Genomic DNA, 25,940 nt, shown 5'->3' on the forward strand with positions numbered 1-25,940 from the left:
TCTCATAAAGAGGACGTGGCTTTAAAAGTATCTTCTTCTATTTTTTAAATAAGGTGATAAGCTAAATAACAGCTTAAGAATGATCCTATGAATTGAATAGTAGAATATACAATAAACAATGTAGGTTTGAATTTAGGTGATAACATTCCGACGAGTTCATTAGAGAGGGTAGAAAATGTAGTTAAACCTCCTAATATACCTGTGATTAAAAAAGGGTTTATCCATTGTATATGTAATGATAAACCAGATAGGGTACCAATGAATATACAACCTACAATATTAACTATAAGCGTACCTATTGGCAACACAGATTGAAACTGATTGAAATAGTTAGAAATACTAGCACGTAGAATTGCTCCAATACCTCCACCTAACATGACTAACAAAATTGTAGTAATCATAAACGTTCACCTAATTTCTTACCTAATAAACATAATAAAATACAAAGAATATAACTAATCACTGCATAAATAATTAATAACATCCAGTTTTGTTGATTGTACATTTGAACTAATTCAAATTGAAAAGTAGAAAATGTAGTTAAAGCTCCCATGAAACCTGTTGTTATAGCTTTTTTAAATAGGGGATGTGATTGAAATAATTTAATCGATAGTGCTGTGAAAAATCCCATTAAAAAAGCACCGATGATATTTGCTGTTAATGTACCTATTGGTAATTGGTGACCATGATTAAAAAATGATAATAAATATCTTAATAAAGCACCAAACGCACCACCTACAAAAATGTATAAATATTGCAAAGTAATAACTCCTTTAATAAACATTTACTCAAATAAATAAAAGAACCACTTCAATCTGAAATGGGTCTAACAAATAAAGTATACGTCAATAAATTTTAAGAAAGGAATCCGTAAGTATTTAATGACGACACAATATGAATAATAATCACAATAAGAATGATAAATGGTAATAGTTTACTACCAATTCTAATCCAACCTTGTTTGTCTCGTGAATGTTTAATGGATTTGTCCGCAAAAATGATTGAAATGATTAGAACAATGACATTAATGACACTACATGCAATAATTAATTTGACGAAAGAACCCAACACATTATTTAAAAATGGATTATTTGTATTAAAGAAAAAGCTTATCGCTAATAATAATAAAGTTATATAAAAGTAGAGTTTAGATTTTGACATGCGTAACCTCCTCGATGGATATCATTACAATATACTACCACTTTTTAGGATATGAGAATAGTATAAATGTATAGAAAATAAAATGTAAAATACAAAAATGCTTTTATATAGGCAAATAATTCGCTTACATTTCAAAAGCATGATATAAATTATTTATAAATGATTTGTTAACGAAAATAAAAACCAAAGATAAATCATATATGAATTTGATATTCAATACATTGGAAATCCAAATTTAGTATTGAAATTGAAGGAGGAATACATAGTGAGAAAACTAAATGTAGAAGTATTTGCGGATGGAGCAGATATCGAAGAAATGAAAGCTGCTTATAAAAATAAACAGGTTGATGGATTTACAACGAATCCTAGTTTAATGGCCAAAGCAGGAGTAACAGATTATAAAGCATTTGCGGAAGAGGCTGTTCGAGAAATTCCTGACGCTTCTATTTCATTTGAAGTGTTCGCAGATGACTTAGAGACAATGGCTAAAGAAGCGGAAATTCTTAAACAATATGGTGACAATGTTTTTGTTAAGATTCCTATTGTTACTACTAACGGTACTTCAACAATTCCATTAATCAAAGAATTATCTGCAAAACAAGTACGTTTAAATGTCACTGCAGTTTATACAATTGAACAAGTTAAAGAAATTACTGAAGCTGTCACAGAAGGAGTACCAACATATGTGTCAGTATTTGCAGGACGTATTGCAGATACTGGTGTAGATCCATTACCATTAATGAAAGAATCAGTAGAGATAACTCATAGTAAAAAAGGTGTTAAATTATTATGGGCAAGTTGCCGCGAATTATTTAATGTTATTCAAGCAGACGAAATTGGTGCTGACATCATTACTTGTCCAGCCGATGTAGTTAAAAAAGTTAACAATAATTTAGGTAGAGACGTTGAAGAACTATCAATTGATACTGTTAAAGGTTTTGCTAAAGATATCCAAAGTTCAGGATTATCAATTTTATAATTGCTTTAATTAGTATCTTTATCGGATTAAATTTAAAAGCCAAGCTAGTGGCACTATTAGAATTGATTGTCTATAGTGTACACAAGGTTGGCTTTTTATTAATGTAATTTGAATATTTGAATTGATTGAATTAGAAATTTCATCTATGATGTAAAGATAATCTAATAGATATGAGGTGCAATTCTAGCTATGGATAAAAATTCGTTTAGTGCTAGAGTACAAAAGCAGTTATGGTTCTTAAATAACAAAGAGAAAGCTCAATTAAATGATGAAATTAGTAAAGTTAATCATAATGATAGTGACACGCTGAATAAACCAATAAGGTTTTCAAATCAGTTTTTAAAAGATCATGTGTATAGCCAAAAACATATTAGTTCAGCTAGTTTATTTATATTATTGATTGGAATTGTATTTACATATGTCATTTTATTAGGTGGCTTTTTATTTGGCCTTATAACAAGTTTAACAGCGGTAAATTATTTCATTCATCCCCAGGTTAACTTATCAACTGTGACTGTTGTACTCATCATTATAGGCGCTATTATATTAATGTTAATAGCGATATTCTTAATTAAGAAAGTAACTGCATTTTTTACTAAAAAATTATTAGAATATAAATTCAATAAGAAGAATACGACTGTGTAATTAAATGGCAAAGAAGTAAACTTTCTTGCCATTTTTTTAATATAGCATGATAAGGTTCATCTACTAAAAGATGAGTAGCATTTGAAAACATAATTAATGTGCCATTATTTTTGGTTTGTATACCAGTAATATGATAAGCGTTTATGTAATATTGAATGGGAGAACGACGATGTTTTAGAGGAAATAAAATGAGTTGATCACATACATAAATAGGAATTTTTTTGTTTATATGAAGTAAGCGTTTGGCGATTTTCTTTTGAAGAGGTAACGTTTTTTGATGTAATTCTAGCATATAGTCTAACGTATTGTTGATTGAAATAGGGAGAGAAATGTCATATTGCTTATATTGCCATTTAGTGGATAGCTTATCGCTTATTTCTGTTTGTATATATAGTAAGTTAGTTGTAGTTAAATGATTCATTGTTTCATTCCTTTTTAAGAGTATAATGTAAATGTTTTGAGATTTTAGATTGCACTGACTTCTTAATTTTTTTAATAGTAGTCAAAGATATATGCATTCTTTCTGCAATTTCATATTGTTTATATCCAGATAATTTTAGTAATAGCCATTCCTTTTCTTTTGAGTTTAATAAATAATGAATATCTTGTATTAGTAGTGATTCATTATTGATGTGTTGAGATGGTTCTATTTCACTAGAAATATAATCATCAATATCACTAGTTTTAATTTTGTTACTTTCTTTTCTGAATATATCAATAAGATAGTAGTTTAATCTGATGAATAGATAAGAGGAAAATTTGTTGGATTTTGAGGGATTATAGTTATTCGATAAGTGCCACATTTGAATTAATAGTAATTGATAAAACTCGTCATAATTATAAGTGATTTGATACCTAGTTAACAAATAATGTATGATTTTGTTATACTTTTGATAAATAATATTAAATTCCAAGATTTACTCCAGTTTTATGTACATAAAAGTGTATATTTCCGGATACATTGAATTTAAAATAGATTGGGAAAATTTTCATTTGCTAAATTATTAAAATAGGTGTTAAATAGAAGTCATAGTAAATAAATATGTATTCAAAAACAACCAAAAACATGTCGTATTATTAATATAGAGCAAAATTTAATAGGAGGTACAAATGGATTACGCACACTTAAATTTAGAACATTTTTTCGCACGTAATGATGATTTAGATAGAATTAAAGATCGTTCAGACTTTGTGATGATTAATAATTTTACTAATGAAATGAAGTATAGAGAAGGAAGTATTGAAGGTACAATAGATTTAAATCAATATTTTTATAAGAATAGATCACAAGCTGCAAGTTTCATAATGATGGATTATAAAAATCATAATAAATAAAAATGGGATGAGATTTAGACAATTTAATTGAATAGATATTGCTAAATGACAATAGTTAACATATTCAATACAATTGATTGAAGTGTTAATCAATCTATTTAATGGATACAAAATCATGTCTATTTCTCTTTTTTATACTCAAAAGTTTCAATTTTATTACTTTTTATTTATGAATTTGTAACAAAGTATATATTAAATTGTGATTCATAATTAATAATGTTAAACTTTATTATCGTAATACAAATGAAAAGTATAACAACATTGACCTAAGAGGTGTGAATATGACGAAGCACAAAAAGGGATCTATAGTTGCAATTTTAGGATTGCTTATCATATTTGCAGTAGGTGCTATTATCTTTTTCTCAATGGTTTCTGACCAAATATTCTTTAAACATGTTAAAGAACAACAAAAAGTTGAGAAGTTAGATGTAACATTAGATAAAGCTGCGAAGAAACAAATAGACAACTATACGAGTCAACAAGTATCTAATAAAAATAATGATGCTTGGAGAGATGCATCATCAACTGAAATTAAAACAGCTATGGATAGTAGTCAATTTATTGGCAATGACAAACAAAAGTATCAATTTTTAGATTTATCTAAATATCAAGGTATTGATGAAAAAAGAATTAAAAGAATGTTAATTGATAGACCAACTTTATTAAAACACACTGATGATTTTACAAAAGCAGCTAAAGAAAAACATGTAAATGAAGTTTACTTAATTTCACATGCTTTATTAGAAACAGGTTCTGCTAAAAGTGAATTGTCTAAAGGTGTAGAAATTGATGGTAAGAAATACTATAACTTCTATGGTGTTGGCGCATTAGATAGTGACCCTGTAAAAACAGGTGCAGAATATGCGAAGAAACATGGTTGGGATACACCGCAAAAAGCAATTTATGGTGGTGCAGATTTCATTCATAATCATTTCTTAAAACACGAAGATCAAGACACATTATATAGCATGAGATGGAATCCTAAAAATCCAGGTGAACATCAATATGCTACAGATATTAAATGGGCTGAAAGTAATGCCAGTATCATTGCTGATTTTTATAAAGACATGAAAACAGAAGGTAAATACTTCAAACTTTATGTGTATAAAGATGATAAAAGTCATTTAAAAGATAATAAATAATAATCTATTTGAATGTTTAATTTTCTAATAAGAATAAAATCAAGTTTGAATTTTAAATAAAAAAGGATATGTAATTTAACCTGCGGCATTAAATTGGCGCAGGTGTTTTTTATGTGCTGATTATTTGGCTTTGTTGTTTCTTGTTACCCAAGCAAATATAATAACTGTCAGAACTATGATTTTTGCAACTAATTTCATATCAATCACCTCATAAAGAAATTTTATCACAGATGATAAAAGATTAAACTTTGCCTGATTAGGATATATAAGAAATAATGTGAAATCAATAACAACAGTTATAAAATCTATGAAATATATATGTTGTTGTAATCAAATTAGAGATATAGAAATGAAAAAAGGATGATGTCATAATGCGTGTAGCTATAATTGGTATGGGCACTGCAGGTGTTAGTGTTTTACGACAACTTGTAAAACATGAACATTTTGAAAAATTAAAAGTAGATGTCTATGATGACCGTATAAATATGGGACAAGGAGTTCCATTCCAAAATGATAGTAGTGAATTATTAATCAATTTACCTTCTAAAAAGATGAGCTTGAATTTAGACGATGAAGAAGAATTTTGGAAATGGTATCAAGATCAAAATGAATTTGTATTCGATAATCCTACATATCTACCGAGATTTGTATTTGGACATTATATGAAATCATACTTGTCTCAATTTAATAATCAATATGAAAATATTACAATCATTAACAATAAAGTTCATGAAGTTTTTACAAGTTCTAAAGTTGATGAAACGAATCTAAAATATTATGTTTGTACGTCAGATGATATGAAAGAATGGAGAGAATATGATTATTTATTCTTAACTTTTGGTACTTTTGCATATCATGATCCATATCGACTAAAAGGGATAGATGGGTTTAAACCGACACCTTATCCTACATATCATTCTCTCGATGATGTTAGTGAAAATGATAGTATTGCAATTATAGGAACTGGACTGGCAAGTTTAGATGTCATCAGATATGTTTCTGCTCACCATCCTAAATTGCCTATACTAATGACAAGTCGTTCAGCAAATTTACCTAGTGTAAGAGGTAAAATGGTTGATATAGAATTTACTCATTTAACTAAACAACGATTCAATGATATACAAGCTCAAAATTATGGCAATGTGCCTTTAGATACAGCAGTTGATTTATTTTTAAAAGAATGCAAAGATTATGGCATTAATTTTGAAAAACTAGTTAATAGAAGAACTGGAGACCACATTAAAGATTTACAATTTGATTTGGAACATGAAAAGGAAATTGGCATATTTCAAAGTATCGTTGAACTGTTAAAAGAGAATTTAAATTGGATTTGGAATAGTTTAAGTATTGAAGATCAACAAGAATTTAATCGTCGTTATACAAAAATAATTCAACTTAATTCCAATCCTATGCCTCCTAGAACTGCCCGTTTACTTATAGATTTATTAGAAAACGAAGCATTAATTATTCGTAAAAATTTAAGAAACATTTATCACGACGATGGATTATTCCATTTACAATATGAAGAGGAAAAAGATATTGAAGATTTTGATGTGGTTATTAACGCTACTGGTTCTAAAACTCATTTAAATGAACTGGATGAAGATGATCAATTAATACTAAATCTTGAAAATAGACAAATTGTTCAGGCACATCCAATGGGCGGTATTCAAATCATACCAGAGACAAACCAAGTGATTAGCCCTAGATTTGGTACACTAACGAATGTTATTGCTATAGGTCAAATGACTAATGGGGTTAATAAACTTAGAAACGGTGTCAAAATGATTGTGAATCAAGTAGCCAACGCTGTTGATAGATTATATGAAACACAACAAGATTTGGATAACCTTGATAAAGAGAATCATTAATCCTTAAATATCTAATAAAATTAAATACTTATCTGGTATTTGATTATAGTTAAAAATAAAATTTGATAATTAAAATTAAATCTATCTCTTTAATTAAGTACAATGTATAGTAATTGTTTTTTTGAAATAGGTGTAGTAGAATTTGAATTGTAGTCATTGAGATTACGATACTCAATTAACCTTTAACAATTTCATATTCAATTCTTTCGGGGCAGGGTGTAATTCCCAACCGGCAGTGATAAAGCCTGCGACCTGCTAACATTTGTTAGTGGCTGATCTAGTGAGAATCTAGAGCCGACAGTTAAAGTCTGGATGGGAGAAAGAATGACGATTATCGACACTAACATATATTTGTATAAGTATGTGTTTAATGAAGTATGTTTATGTTAAGTATAAATATGCTTTTATAAAGATATATAAATTGCCTTATGCCTTGAAACAATAATTTTCAATGGTATAAGGTTTTTTAATTTTAGAGGTGATATATTGAGTAATTTTATGAATTATGCCATCCAACTTGCACAAATGGTTGATGGTCAAACTGGTGTAAATCCACCTGTAGGTTCTGTAGTAGTCAAAAATGGCAGAATTGTAGGTATTGGTGCACATTTGCGTAAAGGCGATAAACACGCTGAAGTTCAAGCCTTAGACATGGCGAAATCAGAAGCAAAAGGTGCAACAATATATGTATCATTAGAACCATGTACACATCATGGCTCTACTCCTCCTTGTGTAAATAAAATTATAGAAGCAGGAATTCAAAAAGTGATTTATGCTGTTAAAGATACAACATTAATATCACAAGGTGATGACATATTACAAAATGCAGGTATTGAAGTTGAATTTCAATATAACGCTGTAGCCGCACAACTATATCAAGATTTCTTTACTGCTAAACGTAATGAGATACCAGAATTAACAGTTAAAGTCTCAGCAAGCTTAGATGGGAAACAGGCTACAGATAATGGTGAAAGTAAATGGATTACTAACAAAGATGTTAAAAAGGATGTCTATCAATTACGTCATAACCACGATGCAGTATTAACAGGAAGAAAAACGATTGAAGCAGACGATCCTTTATATACTACTCGGATTGAAGATGGTAAACATCCTGTTCGTGTCATTTTAAGTAAAAGTGGTAAGTTGGATTTTCAACAACAACTTTTCAATGATGACTCATCTCCAATTTGGATTTACACAGAGAATAAAACGTTAACAACAGAAAAAAATAATATAACTATAATATATATGAATCAATGTGATATTGAGTCAATTTTGAAAGACTTATATCAAAAAGGTATCGGGAAATTGTTAGTCGAAGCAGGTCCCGAAATTACTTCAGAATTTCTCCAATCTGATCATCTAGATCACCTAGTACTTTATTTTGCCCCGAAAATAATAGGTGGTTCTGGTAAATATCAATTTTTCAAAACTGATAAAACGATAGCACTACCAGACACTACACAATTTGAAATTGTTAATTCCACGTTAATTAATCAAAATATTAAATTAATCTTGCGAAAGAAGTGATTGCAGGTGTTTACAGGCATCATTGAAGAAGTTGGTACTGTTCAACAAGTTCTTACTCAGCAATCAGTTAGAACTTTAGTTATTGCTGCAGATAAAATATTAGAAGATATGCATGTTGGCGATTCAATTAGTGTAAACGGTGCATGTTTGACTGTTATAGATTTTGATGAACAATCGTTTTCTGTACAAGTGATTAAAGGTACAGAAAATAAAACCTATCTTGCTGACGTACAGCGTCATACCGAAGTAAACTTAGAACGTGCTATGAGTGGAAATGGACGTTTTGGTGGCCATTTTGTTTTAGGTCATGTTGATGACTTAGGCACAATAATAAAAATTAATGAATCTGCTAATTCTATGATTATTAAAATTCAAGCATCCAAGTCATTACTTAATCAAATGGTTAAGCAAGGATCTATAACTGTCGATGGAACAAGTTTAACTATTTTTGATCTCCATTCAGATGCTTTTGATATTCATTTGATTCCTGAAACAAGACGATCTACTATTTTATCGAATAAAAAGGTAGGAGATAAAGTTCATCTAGAATCAGATGTGCTCTTTAAATATGTAGAAAATATATTTAAGCAAAATAAATCTAATTTGACTGAAGAAAAACTAAAAGCATTTGGTTTTTAGGGGGAGGAAATAATATATGGAATTCGACAAAATTGAACATGCATTAGATGCTTTAAAAAAAGGAGACAGTATAATTGTAGTCGATGACGAAGATAGGGAAAATGAAGGAGACCTTATTGCAATTACTGAATGGATGAAAGATGAAACTATTAATTTTATGGCTAAAGAAGCAAGAGGTTTAATTTGTTCACCAATTGGTTCAAGTATCAGTGATAAGTTATCTTTAAATCCAATGGAAACAAACAATTCAGATGTATTCGGGACTAATTTTACTGTAAGTGTTGATCATATTGATACAACAACAGGTATTAGTGCTCATGAAAGAACATTAACTGCGAGAGCTTTAATTAATGATGAATCTAAAGCTGAAGACTTTAACCGACCTGGCCATTTGTTCCCATTAATTGCTAAAGACAATGGCGTACTTGAAAGAAATGGCCATACAGAAGCGGCAGTAGATCTAGCAAAAATGACAGGTGCTAAACCTGCTGGTGTTATTTGTGAAATTATGAATGAAGATGGAACAATGGCAAAAGGCGAAGATCTTCAAGCTTTTAAAGAAAAACATGGTTTGGTAATGATAACTATAGAAAGTTTAATAGAGTATCGACGTATTAATGAATCACATGTGAATTTAAATGCAAAAGTTAAAATGCCGACAGACTTTGGTACTTTTGATATGTATGGTTTTACGACTGACTTTAGTGATGAAGAAATTGTTGTAGTGACTAAAGGAGAAGTTCGTCCTCATGAAAATGTTCGTATCCATTCAGCGTGTCTTACTGGAGATATTTTCCATAGTCAAAGATGTGACTGTGGTGCACAGCTTGAAGCTTCAATGGAATATATTGAACAACATGGTGGAATGATTATTTATTTACCTCAAGAAGGTCGAGGTATAGGCCTAATGAACAAATTACGAGCATATGAATTAATAGAAAAAGGCTATGATACTGTAACGGCTAACTTAGCTTTAGGATTTGATGATGATTTACGAGATTATAATATTGCTGCACAAATTCTTAAATACTTTAACGTTGAAAAAGTAAATTTGTTAAGTAATAATCCTAAGAAATTTGAAGGCTTAACAGAATACGGTATTAATATTCAAAAACGTATAGAACTTATAGTACCAGAAACTAAATATAATCATGATTATATGACAACTAAAAAAGAAAAAATGGGACATTTAATTTAGGAGGATATTAAAATGAATTTTGAAGGTAAATTAATAGGTAAAGATTTAAAAGTAGCTATCGTAGTTAGTAGATTTAATGATTTTATCACTGGTAGATTATTAGAAGGTGCAAAAGATACATTTATTAGACATGATGTTGATGAAAGTAATATTGATGTTGCCTATGTACCAGGTGCATTTGAAATCCCTATGGTGGCAAGAAAACTAGCTCAAAAAGGTGATTATGATGCGGTTGTTACATTAGGATGTGTAATTAGAGGTGCAACATCACACTATGACTATGTTTGTAATGAAGTAGCGAAAGGCGTTTCCAAAGCAAATGAAGCAACAGATGTACCAGTCATTTTTGGTATATTAACAACTGAAAGTATTGAACAAGCTGTTGAACGTGCTGGAACTAAAGCAGGTAATAAAGGTGCAGAAGCAGCAGTAAGCGCAATCGAAATGGCTAATTTAATAAAACAATTTTAATTATAAAAACTCGGTTGTTTTCAACCGAGTTTTTGTTTTCTTATTTACGAATATACTTTGAAATTAAGCCTAAAATAGAAGCAGATCCTAGTACAATTGCTGAAAATAATCCTGCTTTTTTAAGCGTTTCTGGCGTTGCGAATTCTTTTACAGCTAATGATAAGTTTTGAGGTCTTTCAGCTAATCTTCTCATAAAGTAAGCAAACCAATCATCACCATAAGGAACATAAACAGTGAAATGATAACCTTCATTTGCAATTGATTGGGCTAGGTCAGAACGGAAACCGTATAACATTTGGAATTCCATTTGATCTTTTTCAATATGATTTTCTTTCATAAATTGTTTTACATGGCTAATGATTTCATGATCATGAGTAGCAACTGATGTAAAATTTTTTGCGTTTAAAAGACGTTTTTCGATAATTTTAATATAATTAGCATCGATGTCTTCTTTAGTTTGGTACGCTATTGTTTCATCTTCTTTATATGCACCTTTAACTAATCTTAATCGTAAATTAGGGTATTTATCTATCAGTTTTTCGGCATCGTATAAATAACCTTGAATAACTGTTCCTACATTTTTAAACTCACCTTTTAATTTATCTAATACTTCTACAATTTGTTGAAGACTATCATATTTTTCAGTATCAATATTAATATGCATATTGTCATATTCGTTAGCTTTTAGTAAAATTTCTCTTAAATTTTGGTATGCAAGATCTAAATCGAAATTACTTCCTAGCAAACTTAATTTAACAGACATATGTGCATCAACATTATATTGATTGATAGCTTCCATTATTTCAAGGATTTCTTCTTTAGCTTTTTGACTTTCTTTCTGAGTCGTAACAAATTCCCCTAAATTATCCACAGTAACTGAAATTTTATTTTCATTTAAATATTCAATTGTTTCTATCAATTGTGGAATTGTGTTCCCAGCAACAACTTTATTAGCACCCATTCTAGGACCGACTTGCTTAGCTGCGTCATTTAAATATTTGTTATTAGACAAAGCTATAAATATATTTTTAAAAACTCCCATCGTACATACCTCCATAACCCAATAACAATCATTGTTTAAAAATAGTGTATCATGAAACATTTATTCAAGAAAGCGTTTACATAAAGAAATTAATAAAATTTATTGCAAAATTACATCAAAAGTAAATGGTTTGATACCAAATAAATAAGTTGATTATTTAAAATGGCATTCAATTGTTATGTTTTGCTATAATTATGATACTAAAGACTATTGATAAAGGAGCAATTATAGAATGTGGAAGTGGGAAACTGAAAATGACGCGAAAGGCGTTGTTGTCATTGCTCATAATATATTAGAACATACAGGTCGATATGCTTATGTCATTACGATGTTAAGAAGAAATGGTTATCATGTTATTATGGGTGATTTACCTGGACAAGGACAGACATCTCGAGCAAATAAAGGTCAAATTGAAGATTTTAATGAATATCATGAAAATGTTCTAGAGTGGATTAAGATAGCCAATGAATATAAAATTCCAACATTTGTCCTTGGAGTTGGTTTAGGTGGGTTAATCTTATTAAATTTACTTGAACGTGTTGAATTACCTATTGAAGGACTAATGTTAATTTCACCACTATTAGAATTTAATCAATCAGGCAAAGGTAGAAAGAATAAATTGCTTTCTAATGTTGGTAAAGCATCTAAAGATACTCGTTTTAAAATTGGTATCACAGCACAAGATTTAACTCGTAATGATGAGGTCATTGAAGAAACTGAAAATGATGCTTTAATGTTAAAAAAAGTGACATATCATTGGTATAACTTAGTCAGTGAAACAATGAAAGAAACAATGGAACACATTAAAGATATTAAATCACTACCGACATTAATTATGTTTGGTACAGAAGATATTATTTCTGATATTTCTGCCACAAAAGAACTAAAAGATAAGCTTGCTACTAATGAATTATATTATAAAGTATGGAATGGTCTGTATCATGAAATACATAATGAACCAGAACGTGATCAAGTCATGCGTTATGTACTTACATTTTTAAATAATAGTGTTAACACAATGGGCTTCATCGTTGAGGAAGAAGAGATAGAAGATATATAAACACCTACTTAAATAGTAGGATATTAATTCACTTTTTTATAAGGTTGATAGGCAAAAATACGTAAAATGTTTTTTAATTTGTAGTTGCAATTTTATTGTAGTATTGATATATTTTGTTTGGATAAAAAATATAATTTTAATATGTAAAGAGGCTATGTGTATTAAAGTGTTTCTAATTTTACAAAATTATATTTTTATTTATAACATATGCATATGTCTCAGTTAATCATTTCATTTATTAAGCATTCAGTTAAATTTGTACAAGTTATAAAGCATATTTTTTGATTAACCGATAGCGTCATTTCGGGGATCGGTTACTTTAGGAAATATTAATTTATACTTGTAATTTGGGAGAGTTTACTATGAATCAAAGGGAAAATGAAAGAGTTTACGGTATTTTGCAATTAGACAAACTATTATCAGATGTTAGCTCTATTTTTGAAACAATTCAACGAGAATATGACATGTCAAAAGAAGAAATTTTAATTTTATTAAACCTATGGGAAAAAGGTTCAATGACGTTAAAAGAAATGTATGAGTTTGTTGAAATTAAGCCTTATAAACGAACAAGAACTTATAACAATTTAGTGAATTCAGAATGGATTTATAAAGAACGTCCACAAGATGATGAACGTACAGTAATTATTCATTTCAACGAGAAACTTGCTAAACAAAAAGATGGATTGCTAGATTTTATTGCTAAGACGATTACAGGCAAATCAGAACATATGCAGACAAGTTTAAATTCAATTTTATCAGTTTAACATCTGAATAGTAAAAAAGGGTCCGAAGTTACTTCGGACCCTTTTACTATATTAAACGTTAGCACGTTTTTCTAATGCACATATAAAAGGCGCATTGTTTCTTTGATTAATGAACTGATATTGTAAAACGTGTGCTTGATTTTGATCTATTTGTACTAAATAATCCATTAAGGCATCACGTTCAATCTTACCTTCATCATGTCCATGATATATCACTAAAATAATAATACCTTCGTCACTTAAAATATCAAATATATTATTAATAGCACTAATAGTTGTATTAGGTGTAGTGACTATCGATTTGTCACCTTTAGGTAAATAGCCAAGATTAAATATAGCTGCATCAATTTTACCAATATGTTCAGCCTTAATATATTGTTTTACATTGTTATGACTATCTTTAATTAATTTTACATTAGAAAATGTAGCTACTTTCTGCTCTGTATTTGTGATTGCTAATTGTTGAATATCAAAACCATAAACAAAGCCGTTAGGTACATTTTGTGCAAGAAATAAGGTATCATTACCGTTGCCACAAGTAGCATCTATAACAACACTTGATTCAGTGATATGGCTTTGAATTAAACTTTTAGAAAAAGGTAATATACGTTCTAATTTCATGAATTCACCTTTTGCACAAATTTTTTACCTTGATAAGAATCACGACGTGCTAGTTCATTATCAATTTCATTTAAAACTTCCCATTTATTAACACTCCACATTGGACCTACCATTAAATCAATAGGGCCATCACCGGTAATTCGATGAATAATCATTTCTGGAGGTAAAATTTCAAGTTGATCACATACGAGATTAGTATAATCATCTTGTGACATAAACTCTAACATACCTTTTTCATATTGTTTCACCATTGGAGTACCTTTTAATAGGTGGAGTAAATGAATTTTGATACCTTGAACATCCATTTGTGCAACTTCTCGAGCAGTTTCCATCATCATTTCATAATCTTCCCCTGGTAAACCATTAATGATATGCGTACAAACATTGATATTGTGTTTACGTAGCTTAGCTACACCTTCATAATACGTTTGCATATCATGTGCACGATTTATTAAATCAGAAGTGGATTGATGAACAGTTTGTAATCCAAGCTCTACCCATAAATAAGTTCTCTCGTTTAATTCAGCTAAATATTCTACAACATCATCTGGTAAACAATCTGGACGTGTTGCAATTGATAAACCAACAACACCTTCTTCTTTTAATACTGGCTCATACTTTTCTTTTAATACTTCTACAGGTGCATGTGTATTTGTAAATGCTTGGAAATAGGCGATATATTGACCTTCGCTCCATTTTTCATGCATACGTTCTTTAATTTGTTGGAATTGAACTTCAATTGGGTCAGCACGATTTCCTGCAAAGTCGCCACTACCTGCAGCAGAACAGAATGTGCAACCACCATGTGCTACAGTGCCATCTCTATTGGGACAGTCAAATCCACCGTCTAAAGCTACTTTGAAAATTTTGCGACCAAATTTATTTTTCAAATGATAGTTCCAAGTATGATATCTTTTATCTTCAAAAGCATACGGGAAGTAATTACCCATAAGACATTTTCCTTTCTATTTTGTATCTAAGTAAAGATTTTAACATACTTTAATGTTATAGTGTCTATTATAGATTGAGAAAAATATAAAGAGGGGACTCAATAAATGAATATACCAAAATCAGTATGGTGGCTTGTAATTGGGATGGCTCTAAATATTACGGGCGCCAGCTTTTTGTGGCCATTAAATACGATTTACATGAAAGAAGAACTTAATAAAAGTTTAACAATTGCTGGTGTAGTTTTATTAATTAATTCTTTAGGTATGGTTGTAGGCAACCTACTTGGCGGTGTATTATTTGATAAACTTGGTGGTTATAAAACAATACTTATTGGTACATTTACATGTTTATTTAGTACGACGTTATTAAATTTATTCCATGGATGGCCTTGGTACGCTGTATGGCTTGTGTTGCTTGGGTTCGGTGGCGGTATGATTATACCCGCTATATATGCCATGGCCGGCGCTGTTTGGCCTAATGGTGGTAGACAAACCTTTAACGCAATATATTTAGCTCAAAATATCGGCGTAGCATTAGGTGCAGCGTTAGGTGGATTTGTTGCTGAATTTAGTTTTAATTATATTTTTTTGTGGCAAATTTAATTATGTATGTTCTATTTGCATTAGTTGCAATCACACAATTTAATTTAGAAATAAATGCTAAACTTAAGCGACAAGATAATATTGATTTGAAAAATCAAGAGAACGTTAGCCGATTTGTTTCATTAATTTTAGTTTGTGTTGTCTTTGCTATTTGTTGGATTGGTTATATTCAATGGGAAACAACTATAGCGTCATTCACACAATCTATCCATATTTCTATGTCGCAATATAGTGTGTTATGGACAATAAACGGTATTATGATTTTAGTTGCACAACCATTAATTAGACCAGTAATCGTTCTTTTAAAAGGTAATTTAAAAAAGCAAATGTTTGTTGGTATTATTATTTTTATGTGTTCATTTTTAGTTACTAGTTTTGCGCATCAATTTTCTATATTTGTTATAGGTATGGTTATTTTAACGTTTGGTGAAATGTTTGTATGGCCGGCTGTTCCAACGATAGCTAATCAATTAGCTCCAGAAGGCAAAGTGGGACAATATCAAGGTATAGTCAATTCAGCTTCTACAGTTGGTAAAGCACTTGGACCATTATTTGGTGGGGTGTTAGTAGATATGTTTAATATGAGAATAATGTTTTTAACAATCATTTTATTACTTGGTATTTCAATTATTATTTTAAGTTTATTTACTAAAAGTAAAGCAGCTAAAAAATATCTGGATTATTAATATATCTACATTAATTAAAAATTAGTAGTAACCTCTTGCAATCGAACGCATAATCACATACTATTAATTTGTAATAACATGTTATTAGACGCTTTTCTACAGAGAGCTAGTGTGGTGAGAACTAGTGTTAAGGACTAAAATAACATTATAAAATATAACGAATTTAATTATGACATCTCTTACTATTGAATGAAGTGCGCTGAAAATGCGAAAAAGGGTGGTAACGCGGCTAAGGTCGTCCCTTTATCATTAGTGAGAGGTGTCTTTTTATTGAATAGGAGGAAACGTATTGAATTACAATCACAACGAAATTGAGAAGAAATGGCAACAATATTGGGAAGAGAATAAAACGTTTAAAACACAGGATAATTTAGGTCAAAAGAAATTTTATGCATTAGATATGTTTCCTTATCCATCAGGTGCAGGTCTACATGTAGGTCATCCTGAAGGTTATACTGCAACTGATATTATTTCACGCTATAAACGAATGCAAGGATATAATGTGCTTCATCCGATGGGATGGGATGCATTCGGATTACCTGCTGAACAATATGCATTAGACACAGGTAATGATCCTCGCGAATTCACTCAACAAAACATTCAAACATTTAAACGTCAAATACAAGAATTAGGCTTTAGTTATGATTGGGATAGAGAAGTTAATACAACTGACCCAGAATATTATAAATGGACACAATGGATATTTATACAATTGTATAACAAAGGTTTAGCTTACGTTGATGAAGTAGCTGTAAACTGGTGCCCAGCTTTAGGTACTGTTTTATCAAATGAAGAAGTTGTGGATGGTGTATCTGAACGAGGAGGTCATCCAGTTTATAGAAAGCCTATGAAACAATGGGTGCTAAAAATTACAGAATATGCGGATCGTTTATTAGAAGATTTAGAGGATTTAGATTGGCCTGAATCAATTAAAGATATGCAACGTAACTGGATTGGACGTTCAGAAGGCGCTAAAGTTTCATTTGATGTTAAAGGTATTAATGAAAAAATTGAAGTTTTTACAACTAGACCAGATACAATTTACGGAACTTCATTTTTAGTATTAAGTCCAGAGCATGAACTAGTTAATAAAATTACTAGTGATGATAAAGAAGAAGAAATCAAAGCTTATCAAAAAGAAGCTTCAAAAAAATCTGATTTAGAACGTACAGATTTAGCTAAAGGAAAGACAGGTGTGTTTACAGGCGCTTATGCAATCAATCCTATTTCTGGTGATCAACTACCAATTTGGATTGCAGATTATGTTCTATCTACGTATGGCACAGGTGCAGTTATGGCAGTACCAGGTCATGACGAACGTGATCATGAATTTGCTGAGAAATTCGAATTACCTATCATTGAAGTGATTGAAGGTGGAGATGTTCAAACTGAAGCATACACTGGCAATGGTCCACATGTTAACTCCGGTGAACTTAATGGATTATATAATGAAGAAGCAATTTCTAAGGCTATTGAATTATTAGAAAATCATCATGCAGGAGAAAAGAAAGTTAATTATAAATTACGTGATTGGTTATTTAGTAGACAACGTTATTGGGGTGAACCAATACCAATTATCCATTGGGAAGACGGTTCTATGTCTACAGTACCTGAAGAAGAACTGCCATTATTACTTCCAGAAACTGACGAAATCAAACCATCAGGTACTGGTGAATCTCCATTAGCTAATATAGATGAGTTTGTAAATGTTGTTGATGAACAGACTGGAATGAAAGGTCGTCGTGAAACGAATACTATGCCTCAGTGGGCAGGTAGTTGTTGGTACTATTTACGATATATAGACCCTAAAAATGAGAAAATGATTGCTGATCCTGAAAAATTAAAACATTGGTTACCAGTAGATTTATATATTGGTGGCGTAGAACATGCAGTATTGCATTTATTATATGCAAGATTCTGGCATAAAGTACTTTACGATTTAGGTGTTGTACCTACAAAAGAACCATTCCAAAAATTATATAACCAAGGAATGATTTTAGGTGAAGGTAATGAAAAAATGAGTAAATCTAAAGGAAATGTTATTAACCCTGATGATATAGTGAATTCTCATGGTGCTGATACATTACGTTTATATGAAATGTTTATGGGACCATTAGATGCAGCTATAGCATGGAGTGATAAGGGACTAGATGGTTCACGTCGCTTCCTAGATAGAGTATGGCGTTTAATTGTTAAAGAAGACGGTACTTTATCTGACAAAATTGTTGACACTAATAATAAATCTTTAGATAAATCATATAACCAAACTGTTAAAAAAGTAACAGAAGATTTTGATAGCCTAGGTTTCAACACTGCTATTAGTCAATTAATGGTATTTATCAATGATTGTTACAAAGCAGAAGAAATTTACAAACCTTATATTGAAGGATTTGTAACTATGTTAGCACCAATAGCCCCTCATATTGGAGAAGAGCTATGGTCAAGATTAGGTCATACTGATACTATTACTTATCAACCTTGGCCAACTTATAATGAATCGCTACTAGTCGATGATGAAGTAGAAATCGTGGTCCAAGTTAATGGAAAATTAAGAGCAAAAATTGAAATTCCTAAAGACTTATCTAAAGAAGAAATGCAAGATTTAGCATTAGCAAATGATAATGTTAAAATGAGTATTGAAGGTAAAGAAATTAAAAAAATAATTGCTGTACCACAAAAATTAGTCAACATTGTTGCTAAATAGAATATTTTAAAAGGAGTTTTAATAATGGAATCAATTACAATTGATGAGTTGAAAGAAAAAATATTGGATTCAAATCCAATTAATATTGTAGATGTACGTAATGATAATGAAACTGCAATGGGGATTATTCCTGGTGCAAAGACTATTCCTATGAATGAAATTCCTGATAACTTAAAAGAATTCGATTCAAATCAAACTTATTATATAATTTGTGCAGCTGGCGCACGCAGTGCTAGAGTTGTTGAATATTTAGAAAATAATGATATTCATGCTGTTAATGTAGAAGGTGGCATGAATGAATGGGGAACAGAAGGATTAGAAATTAAAAACATTTAATATTGGAAAGTGATTTTTAAGAGTTAGATTTTGAATGCCTTTTATATTAAGGTATTCAAATCTAACTCTTTTTTTATGAAATCTTATTTGATAACGTTGAAATATTTACATGACAAATATGTTAAAAATAAATTAAAACGTGTACTATAATATTTAATTTATGTATACTAGAATTTGAATAAAATTGATGATAAAATCAAAGTGAATATCAATTCATTATATTGGTTAAAATAGCAAATTGATTCATTTAATACATATGCATCATAAACGCTCATTAATTATAAACAACAAAGACGATACAACTAGGAGGAACAATTAATGAATTTATTTAGGAAACAGAAATTCAGTATTAGAAAGTTTAACATAGGTATTTTTTCAACAATTATTGGTACTACACTTTTTTTAAGTCAAACTCATCAAGCATTAGCAGAAGAAAATGAATTAAATACCAATAGTGATACGCCTAATACTGCACTTACAGGTGAAACAAATACTAATGAATTAACAACTGCTAATCAAAATAATGTGACAAATAATAATGTCGCTAATACATCAGATGGTACGATAGACAATCAAGTTAATGATAATCAACGCAATGCAAATGACTTGCTAGGAAATGAATCTATCTCTGAAACAAATCCTGATTTAAGTAAAGAACAGTCGACTGAATCATCAACAAATAATAATTTTGACCCTAGCACAAACAATTCAACAAAACTTCAACTCGATAACATAAATAATGATATTGTATTACCTGAAAATTTAGTGAATGGAGAAACTCAACAAAATCAACCTAAATTAGTAACAGAATCAAGGCCTAAAGCAGATAGACCTAAGAAAAGAAGTCGACGTGCAGTTGTTGATAATAATGCAGGTGGTACAGTTAATTCAACCACTGTGATTGATCCAAAAATAAATAATACTGGTCCTAACGCAATCAACGAGGTATTAACTTTTGATGATATTGGGGTCACTCCAAGTAAAAGTAGAAATAACCCTACAGTTACTATTGTTGAACAATTACCCGGATTTAATCTTATAAACGGAGGTAAAGTTGGTGTTATAAGTCATACTTTGGTTAGGTCTGATATGTTTAATTCAAGTGACGAAAAAAATTACCAAGCTCAAAACAATGTCATTGTTTTAGGTAGAGCCAATGGTGCTGATCCTAATGATCATGGAGATTTTAATGGAATTGAGAAGACTTTAACAGTCAATCCAAATTCTGAATTAGTCTTTGATTTTTCTACAATGTTAACTAAAAATAGGCAAGGTGCTGTAAATATTGTTATTAGAAATGCTGATGACGATAATATAATTGGAGAAAAAACAGTATCAACAAGAGCTCAATCGAGATTATTTAAAGTACCTGATAATGTTACACATTTAAAAATTCAATTTATACCTAATAACGATGCTATCACTGATATTGCAGGTGTTTATCAACTCAAAGATGGCTATAAATATTATGATTTTATAGATAATGTAGGTCTATTTTCTGGTTCGCATATATATATTGAAAATAGAAATATAGAAACAAAGGCAGTAAATAATAGAGAATTCAATGTTTCAACTTCATTGAAAAACGATGGTGATTTTGCAGCCTCAATGAATACGAACGAATTTGTTTATACTATTCATTTACCAGAAGGTATAGAATATGTCGACCAATCACTTACTACAGAATTGCCATTTGGTAATGGTTCAGGAAATATGTTAAATCCGATGATTACTACATATGACCCAACAACTCGTACAATCACTATAAAAAGTAATGGAGATGAAACAAATTCAAATAACGCATCATTAATGCCTAATAAAAATTTGAACATTAACTATAAATTACGTGTTAATAATGTTCCAACACCAAGACAAGTTACTTTCCAAGATAATTTAGTATATAAAACTTTTGCTGAAGAATATTTCGATACGCCTCCAACACCGAGTGATGTCAATTTAGAACCTTATAATATAGATATTGTTATGAATAAAGATGAATTACAACGAGCTGTAGATACTAAAGTCATAGCTTCGAATTATACCATTGCTTCTGTAGATGAATATAATACGTTAAAAGCAAGAGCTCAAACCATCTTAGATGAATCTAGAAATAATGTTCCAATCAATCAGAGAATCTCTCAAGCAGACATTGATCAATTAACTTATCAATTGCAACATACTTTAATTAGTAGAGTAGAAGCGGCTCGAGCAGTTAATAACAAAGCCGATGATATGACAGATACTGTTAATCAGGATAATGAACTAACAGATGAAGAAAAAGAAGCGGCAATTAATAAAATTGAACAAGATAGAGATAATGCTATCAATAATATTGATGATGAAACAACTGATGATGGTGTGACAAATGAAAAAAATGCAGGTTTAAATATATTAAATGGAGATACAGGAACACCTATAGCAAAACCTAATGCAAGACAGGCTGTAAACGATAAAGCTACTGAACAAAGAGCATTGATTAATCAAGATACAGTTGCTACAACTGAAGAAAAAGAAGCGGCCTTAGAAGAATTAGATAATGATGTAGCTACTGCTTTAGCTAATATTGATAATGCTCAAAACAACGCACAGGTAGAAGCAGCTAAAAATAATGCAATTAATAAGATTAATACAGATAGACCAGCTGATATTTATAAAGCCAACGCAAAAGCTGAAATTAACCAAGCAACAATAGCGAAACGTCAAGAAATTAATCAAAATAATGAAGCTACTTTAGAAGAAAAAGAGGCTGCACTTAATGAACTTAATCAAACAACTAATCAAGCTATAGGTGAAATTGATAATAGTGTATCAAATAGCGACGTAGATCAAGCTAAAGATAATGGTGTAAATGCAATTAATATCATTAATCCAGTTACCATAGTTAAACAAAATGCTCGTGATGCAGTTGCTAATGTAGCACAACAAAAGAAGGATGAAATTAACGCCAATACAGATGCAACGTTAGAAGAAATACAAGCTGCAATTCAAGCAGTTGACCAAGCTTTAACAGAAGCTAATACAAATATTACGAATGCAAATACAAATGATGAAGTTGACCAAGCTAAAAATAATTCTATAAATACAATTCAAAGCATTCAACCAGAAACACAAGTAAAAACAAATGCTAAAAATTTATTGAATTTAAAAGCACAAGAACAACTTAATATAATTGCAAATAATAACGATGCAACTATAGAAGAACAACAAGTAGCACAATAAATACTTGATACAGAACTTAATCAAGGTATTCAAAATATAGAAAACGCGGATACTAATCAAGAAGTTGAAAATGCAAAAGATACGTCTATACAAAATATTCAAAGTATTCAACCAGCCACAAAGGTAAAATCAAATGCTAGAACGGCAGTTAATGAAAAAGCAACAGAAGTAATTAATAATATTAACGCCACACCAGGTGCTACTAAGGAAGAAAGAGATGAAGCTATTGCACAAGTAAACACACTATTAAATAGAGTAATAAATGATATTAATACATCAAGTACTACACCTATGGTTGAAGCTTTAAGAGATGTAGCAATTAATGATTTAGGAAATATTCAACCACATGTTACTAAAAAGCAAGAAGCAATAGCGATATTAAACCAATTAGCTACTGATAAAAAACAAGACATAAATCAAAATATTAATGCAACTACTGAAGAAAAAGAAGCCGCAATTAATGAAGTAGATACACAACTAGCAGATGCACTTAATCATATTGATCAAGCAGACACTAACGCTCAAGTAGATGAAGCACAACAAAATGGAACGGCAGCGATTAACAATATACAAGAACAAATCGTTAAAAAACCTGATGCTCGTAATGAAATTAATCAACATTATAATGATAAATTATCTCAAATTAATCAAACACCCGATGCAACGACTGACGAGAAAGCAGCTGCAATTCAATTACTAGACGAGCAAAAGAAACAGGCTCTAGAAGCTATAAATCAAGCACAAACTAACAACGATGTAGATCAAGCCAAAGAACAAGCTATTCAAAACATAGATGCTGTTCAAGTTGATGTAGTGGTGAAACCAGATGCGAGACATTCGTTAGAGTCTGCAAAAAATGCACAACAACAAGTGATTAATGCAACACCTGATGCAACTGTTGAAGAAATTAATACAGCATTACAAAAATTAAATCAAATATTCAATCAAGCAAATAATGCTATTAATCAGGCGCAAACAAATCAACAAGTAACAGATGCTACTCAGCAATCAATTGAAATGATTCATAATACATTACCTGAGACAACAGTGAAAACTAATGCAAGAAATAATATAGAAAATCAATCTAATAAACAAACTCAGCTCATTCAAAATAGTGATGAATCCACGGTTGAAGAGAAAAATGAGGCACAAGAATTGGTGAATCAAGCCAAAGAACAATCAATTAAAAATATAGATCAAGCTCATACAAATCAAGAGGTGGAAACGGCATATAATAATGGCATACAAAGTATACAACAAATATCGCCATCTACTGCTATTAAGACTAATGCAAGACAAACTATATCTAAAGCCATTCAAGATAAAGAGAAACCAGTACTTGAAAATCAAGAAGCTACACAAGAAGAAAAAAATCAATTTATGACTAAAATGAATACGTTATTAAATGATTTGAATCAACAAATTACAAAAGACACTACAAATCAAGAAGTAGCAAATACTAAAGATAATGGATTAGTAAGTATTGAGCAGTCTGTTTTTCAACCAACTGTAAAACAAGATGCAAGAATTAAAATACAAGAATTTGCTGAAAAGCAAACGGAATTAATTAATCATAGTGAAGATGCTACAAATGAAGAAAAAAATAATGCTTTAGAAAAACTTAAAGCTACTGTTGAAAATATTATTAACCAAATCAATACTGCGACAATGAATAGTCAAGTTAATCTGGCACAAAATAATGGAGAATCTGCAATTTCTATTATTTTGCCTAAAATTGTAGTTAAAGAAGAAGCAAGAACTCAAATTAACCAAGCCATCAATAATCAAGATGAAGTTATTAGTAAAGTTCAAGATGCAACGCAAGAAGAAAAAGATGAAGCTAATGATGAAGTTAATCGTTTGGCAAATCAGGCAATCAATGACATCAACAATCTAAGAAATAATAATCAAGTAGAAGTAGCAAAAGATGAAGCTATCAATAAGATCCAACAAATATTGCCATCTACTGCAGTTAAAACTAATGCAAGACAATTATTAAATGAAACTAGTCAAAATAAGATTAAAAATATAAAAGAGACGTTAAACGCCACTACCAATGAAATTGAAGCAGCAATTTCAGAAATCGAGAAAATTTTAGAACAAGCATTAAGTCAAATTAACCAAGATATAACGACACAACAAGTAAATAAAACAAAAGAACAAGGGGTTCAAGCTATTAATGATGTTCAAGTTAAAGTGGTTAAAAAACCAGAAGCAAATGAACTTCTTTCACAAGTTGCGAATAATCAAGAACAATTAATTAACCAAATAAATGAAGCGACAAAAGAAGAGAAAGAATTGGCTATTACTAAAGTGCTAAAAGAATTAGAAAAGGCTAAAGAACTTATTAATAATGCATTGTCAAACAGTGAAGTGGATCAAGTTTATATAGATGCAGCTAAGGTCATTGAATCAATTAAACCTAATATAGAAGTTAAACCTCAAGCAAATAAAGATATCAATCAAGTAGCTGATGAAGTTAAAAATCAAATTAAACTTTTAAAAAATGTTGATTCCAATGCTGTAAATAATGCTATGAGAAAAATCGCGTCAATATTAGAAGAAGCAGATATAAGAATCAAACAAGCAAAAACAAATGATGAAGTTAGCCAAATTGTTATTGAAACGATAGAAAAATTAAAAGGAATTAAAATATCGCCACTTAAATCTAATATCAAAATAGATACGGTTAGATCAATGACTAATTGTAAGAATTATATAGAAAAACAGATTTCATCATCTGGTTCTAAATTAAATAGTGAATTACCAGATACTGGCTTAAGTCAAAATCATTTACCTTTAGCTGGATTCACATTTACTTTTGGAATTTGGTTATATTTAAGAAGTTTAAAACTAAGAGATTATAAAAAATAAAAAGTTTGATACTTCATCAATTAATTTTGATAAAGATAGAAAAAACATACCTAATTCTTCATGCTATAAATATTTAATTCTTATTAAATAAGTATATTTTTATACTAGAT

At 30.1% G+C, this 25,940-nt stretch carries 21 protein-coding genes, 2 pseudogenes and 1 riboswitch; of the genes and pseudogenes, 15 read left to right on the forward strand and 8 right to left on the reverse strand.

Annotation, left to right across the window (positions count from 1 at the left end; genetic code table 11):
- Positions 1–44: 44 nt before the first annotated feature.
- The 3 genes from Q4528_RS10490 to Q4528_RS10500 form a co-directional block, all read right to left on the reverse strand.
- A complete protein-coding gene (locus Q4528_RS10490; RefSeq protein ID WP_017637313.1) occupies positions 45–401 on the reverse strand; it encodes a fluoride efflux transporter FluC in 357 nt (118 codons plus the stop codon).
- A complete protein-coding gene (gene crcB, locus Q4528_RS10495) occupies positions 398–760 on the reverse strand; it encodes a fluoride efflux transporter CrcB (protein ID WP_017637312.1) in 363 nt (120 codons plus the stop codon). Before crcB ends, Q4528_RS10490 begins: the two co-directional genes overlap by 4 nt.
- Before the next feature lie 95 nt (positions 761–855).
- Positions 856–1,161, reverse strand: a complete 306-nt coding sequence (locus Q4528_RS10500; RefSeq protein ID WP_017638160.1) for a hypothetical protein — start codon at positions 1,159–1,161, stop codon at positions 856–858.
- A gap of 265 nt (positions 1,162–1,426) precedes the next feature.
- On the opposite strand from Q4528_RS10500, the gene Q4528_RS10505 reads away from it, so the two are divergent.
- A complete protein-coding gene (locus tag Q4528_RS10505) occupies positions 1,427–2,140 on the forward strand; it encodes a transaldolase (RefSeq protein ID WP_017638161.1) in 714 nt (237 codons plus the stop codon).
- Between the two features lie 189 nt (positions 2,141–2,329).
- The gene (locus tag Q4528_RS10510; protein WP_017638162.1) at positions 2,330–2,785 is read left to right on the forward strand and encodes a hypothetical protein; all 456 of its coding nucleotides are present in this window, start codon (positions 2,330–2,332) and stop codon (positions 2,783–2,785) included.
- Here Q4528_RS10510 and Q4528_RS10515 read toward each other — a convergent pair.
- Positions 2,760–3,206: a competence protein ComK gene (locus Q4528_RS10515; protein WP_017638163.1), complete on the reverse strand. Its 447-nt coding sequence runs from the start codon at positions 3,204–3,206 to the stop codon at positions 2,760–2,762. The two genes, Q4528_RS10510 and Q4528_RS10515, sit on opposite strands and share 26 nt — an antisense overlap.
- Positions 3,207–3,210: 4 nt before the next feature.
- A complete protein-coding gene (locus Q4528_RS10520) occupies positions 3,211–3,699 on the reverse strand; it encodes a sigma-70 family RNA polymerase sigma factor (RefSeq protein ID WP_046466838.1) in 489 nt (162 codons plus the stop codon).
- A 196-nt stretch (positions 3,700–3,895) separates the two neighbouring features.
- Here Q4528_RS10520 and Q4528_RS10525 point away from each other — a divergent pair, with 196 nt between their 5' ends.
- The 7 genes from Q4528_RS10525 to ribH all read left to right on the forward strand — a co-directional run bounded on the left by Q4528_RS10525 (position 3,896) and on the right by ribH (position 10,971).
- The gene (locus Q4528_RS10525) at positions 3,896–4,120 is read left to right on the forward strand and encodes a hypothetical protein (protein WP_029055630.1); all 225 of its coding nucleotides are present in this window, start codon (positions 3,896–3,898) and stop codon (positions 4,118–4,120) included.
- A 281-nt stretch (positions 4,121–4,401) separates the two neighbouring features.
- Complete coding sequence (gene sagB, locus Q4528_RS10530; RefSeq protein WP_046466837.1) at positions 4,402–5,262, forward strand: peptidoglycan release complex glucosaminidase SagB; 861 nt, start codon at positions 4,402–4,404, stop codon at positions 5,260–5,262.
- A gap of 371 nt (positions 5,263–5,633) precedes the next feature.
- Complete coding sequence (locus Q4528_RS10535; RefSeq protein ID WP_017638291.1) at positions 5,634–7,133, forward strand: FAD/NAD(P)-binding protein; 1,500 nt, start codon at positions 5,634–5,636, stop codon at positions 7,131–7,133.
- 198 nt (positions 7,134–7,331) lie between these two features.
- A riboswitch (FMN riboswitch) is annotated at positions 7,332–7,461 on the forward strand.
- 158 nt (positions 7,462–7,619) lie between these two features.
- Complete coding sequence (gene ribD, locus Q4528_RS10540; RefSeq protein ID WP_017638290.1) at positions 7,620–8,663, forward strand: bifunctional diaminohydroxyphosphoribosylaminopyrimidine deaminase/5-amino-6-(5-phosphoribosylamino)uracil reductase RibD; 1,044 nt, start codon at positions 7,620–7,622, stop codon at positions 8,661–8,663.
- A gap of 6 nt (positions 8,664–8,669) precedes the next feature.
- Positions 8,670–9,302, forward strand: coding sequence for a riboflavin synthase (gene ribE / locus Q4528_RS10545; RefSeq protein WP_046466836.1), 633 nt, complete (start codon positions 8,670–8,672; stop codon positions 9,300–9,302).
- Positions 9,303–9,318: 16 nt separating this feature from the next.
- Positions 9,319–10,500: a bifunctional 3,4-dihydroxy-2-butanone-4-phosphate synthase/GTP cyclohydrolase II gene (locus Q4528_RS10550; protein ID WP_017638288.1), complete on the forward strand. Its 1,182-nt coding sequence runs from the start codon at positions 9,319–9,321 to the stop codon at positions 10,498–10,500.
- A 12-nt stretch (positions 10,501–10,512) separates the two neighbouring features.
- Positions 10,513–10,971 (forward strand): 6,7-dimethyl-8-ribityllumazine synthase, encoded by a 459-nt coding sequence (gene ribH, locus Q4528_RS10555; protein WP_017638287.1) that lies wholly within the window; start codon positions 10,513–10,515, stop codon positions 10,969–10,971.
- Between the two features lie 40 nt (positions 10,972–11,011).
- On the opposite strand, the gene Q4528_RS10560 is transcribed toward ribH, so the two are convergent.
- Positions 11,012–12,013 (reverse strand): proline dehydrogenase family protein, encoded by a 1,002-nt coding sequence (locus tag Q4528_RS10560; protein ID WP_046466835.1) that lies wholly within the window; start codon positions 12,011–12,013, stop codon positions 11,012–11,014.
- A 232-nt stretch (positions 12,014–12,245) separates the two neighbouring features.
- On the opposite strand from Q4528_RS10560, the gene Q4528_RS10565 reads away from it, so the two are divergent.
- Positions 12,246–13,073: an alpha/beta fold hydrolase gene (locus Q4528_RS10565; protein ID WP_017638285.1), complete on the forward strand. Its 828-nt coding sequence runs from the start codon at positions 12,246–12,248 to the stop codon at positions 13,071–13,073.
- 362 nt (positions 13,074–13,435) lie between these two features.
- Positions 13,436–13,837: a transcriptional regulator, SarA/Rot family gene (locus Q4528_RS10570; RefSeq protein ID WP_303521498.1), complete on the forward strand. Its 402-nt coding sequence runs from the start codon at positions 13,436–13,438 to the stop codon at positions 13,835–13,837.
- 51 nt (positions 13,838–13,888) lie between these two features.
- Here Q4528_RS10570 and mnmM read toward each other — a convergent pair whose 3' ends face one another.
- Positions 13,889–14,458 carry a tRNA 5-(aminomethyl)-2-thiouridylate-methyltransferase MnmM gene (gene mnmM, locus Q4528_RS10575; RefSeq protein WP_017638283.1) on the reverse strand — a complete coding sequence of 190 codons (570 nt, stop codon included), beginning with the start codon at positions 14,456–14,458 and terminating at the stop codon, positions 13,889–13,891.
- Entirely contained in the window at positions 14,455–15,408 is a 954-nt protein-coding gene (gene mnmL / locus Q4528_RS10580) for a tRNA modification radical SAM protein MnmL/YtqA (RefSeq protein ID WP_017638282.1), read from the reverse strand. The genes mnmM and mnmL overlap by 4 nt, the downstream gene beginning before the upstream one ends.
- Before the next feature lie 105 nt (positions 15,409–15,513).
- Here mnmL and Q4528_RS10585 point away from each other — a divergent pair.
- The 4 genes and pseudogenes from Q4528_RS10585 to Q4528_RS17160 all read left to right on the forward strand — a co-directional run bounded on the left by Q4528_RS10585 (position 15,514) and on the right by Q4528_RS17160 (position 25,830).
- Positions 15,514–16,697: pseudogene (locus Q4528_RS10585) on the forward strand (MDR family MFS transporter).
- Between the two features lie 289 nt (positions 16,698–16,986).
- Positions 16,987–19,401 carry a leucine--tRNA ligase gene (gene leuS, locus Q4528_RS10590; RefSeq protein ID WP_046466834.1) on the forward strand — a complete coding sequence of 805 codons (2,415 nt, stop codon included), beginning with the start codon at positions 16,987–16,989 and terminating at the stop codon, positions 19,399–19,401.
- Positions 19,402–19,425: 24 nt separating this feature from the next.
- Positions 19,426–19,737, forward strand: a complete 312-nt coding sequence (locus tag Q4528_RS10595; RefSeq protein WP_046466833.1) for a rhodanese-like domain-containing protein — start codon at positions 19,426–19,428, stop codon at positions 19,735–19,737.
- Positions 19,738–20,055: 318 nt separating this feature from the next.
- Positions 20,056–25,830: pseudogene (locus tag Q4528_RS17160) on the forward strand (SasC/FmtB family protein).
- Positions 25,831–25,940: the final 110 nt, after the last annotated feature.

Origin of the sequence: Staphylococcus pasteuri (assembly GCF_030547725.1) — a bacterium.
Taxonomy (GTDB): domain Bacteria; phylum Bacillota; class Bacilli; order Staphylococcales; family Staphylococcaceae; genus Staphylococcus; species Staphylococcus pasteuri.

Bases quoted from the DNA above. Each gene is read 5' to 3' on its own strand.
- Q4528_RS10490 (WP_017637313.1), bottom strand. From the start codon at position 401: ATGATTACTACAATTTTGTTAGTCATGTTAGGTGGAGGTATTGGAGCA.
- Q4528_RS10500 (WP_017638160.1), bottom strand. From the start codon at position 1,161: ATGTCAAAATCTAAACTCTACTTTTATATAACTTTATTATTATTAGCG.
- Q4528_RS10510 (WP_017638162.1), top strand. From the start codon at position 2,330: ATGGATAAAAATTCGTTTAGTGCTAGAGTACAAAAGCAGTTATGGTTC.
- Q4528_RS10515 (WP_017638163.1), bottom strand. From the start codon at position 3,206: ATGAATCATTTAACTACAACTAACTTACTATATATACAAACAGAAATA.
- Q4528_RS10525 (WP_029055630.1), top strand. From the start codon at position 3,896: ATGGATTACGCACACTTAAATTTAGAACATTTTTTCGCACGTAATGAT.
- sagB (WP_046466837.1), top strand. From the start codon at position 4,402: ATGACGAAGCACAAAAAGGGATCTATAGTTGCAATTTTAGGATTGCTT.
- Q4528_RS10535 (WP_017638291.1), top strand. From the start codon at position 5,634: ATGCGTGTAGCTATAATTGGTATGGGCACTGCAGGTGTTAGTGTTTTA.
- Q4528_RS10550 (WP_017638288.1), top strand. From the start codon at position 9,319: ATGGAATTCGACAAAATTGAACATGCATTAGATGCTTTAAAAAAAGGA.
- ribH (WP_017638287.1), top strand. From the start codon at position 10,513: ATGAATTTTGAAGGTAAATTAATAGGTAAAGATTTAAAAGTAGCTATC.
- Q4528_RS10560 (WP_046466835.1), bottom strand. From the start codon at position 12,013: ATGGGAGTTTTTAAAAATATATTTATAGCTTTGTCTAATAACAAATAT.
- Q4528_RS10565 (WP_017638285.1), top strand. From the start codon at position 12,246: ATGTGGAAGTGGGAAACTGAAAATGACGCGAAAGGCGTTGTTGTCATT.
- Q4528_RS10570 (WP_303521498.1), top strand. From the start codon at position 13,436: ATGAATCAAAGGGAAAATGAAAGAGTTTACGGTATTTTGCAATTAGAC.
- mnmM (WP_017638283.1), bottom strand. From the start codon at position 14,458: ATGAAATTAGAACGTATATTACCTTTTTCTAAAAGTTTAATTCAAAGC.
- mnmL (WP_017638282.1), bottom strand. From the start codon at position 15,408: ATGGGTAATTACTTCCCGTATGCTTTTGAAGATAAAAGATATCATACT.
- Q4528_RS10595 (WP_046466833.1), top strand. From the start codon at position 19,426: ATGGAATCAATTACAATTGATGAGTTGAAAGAAAAAATATTGGATTCA.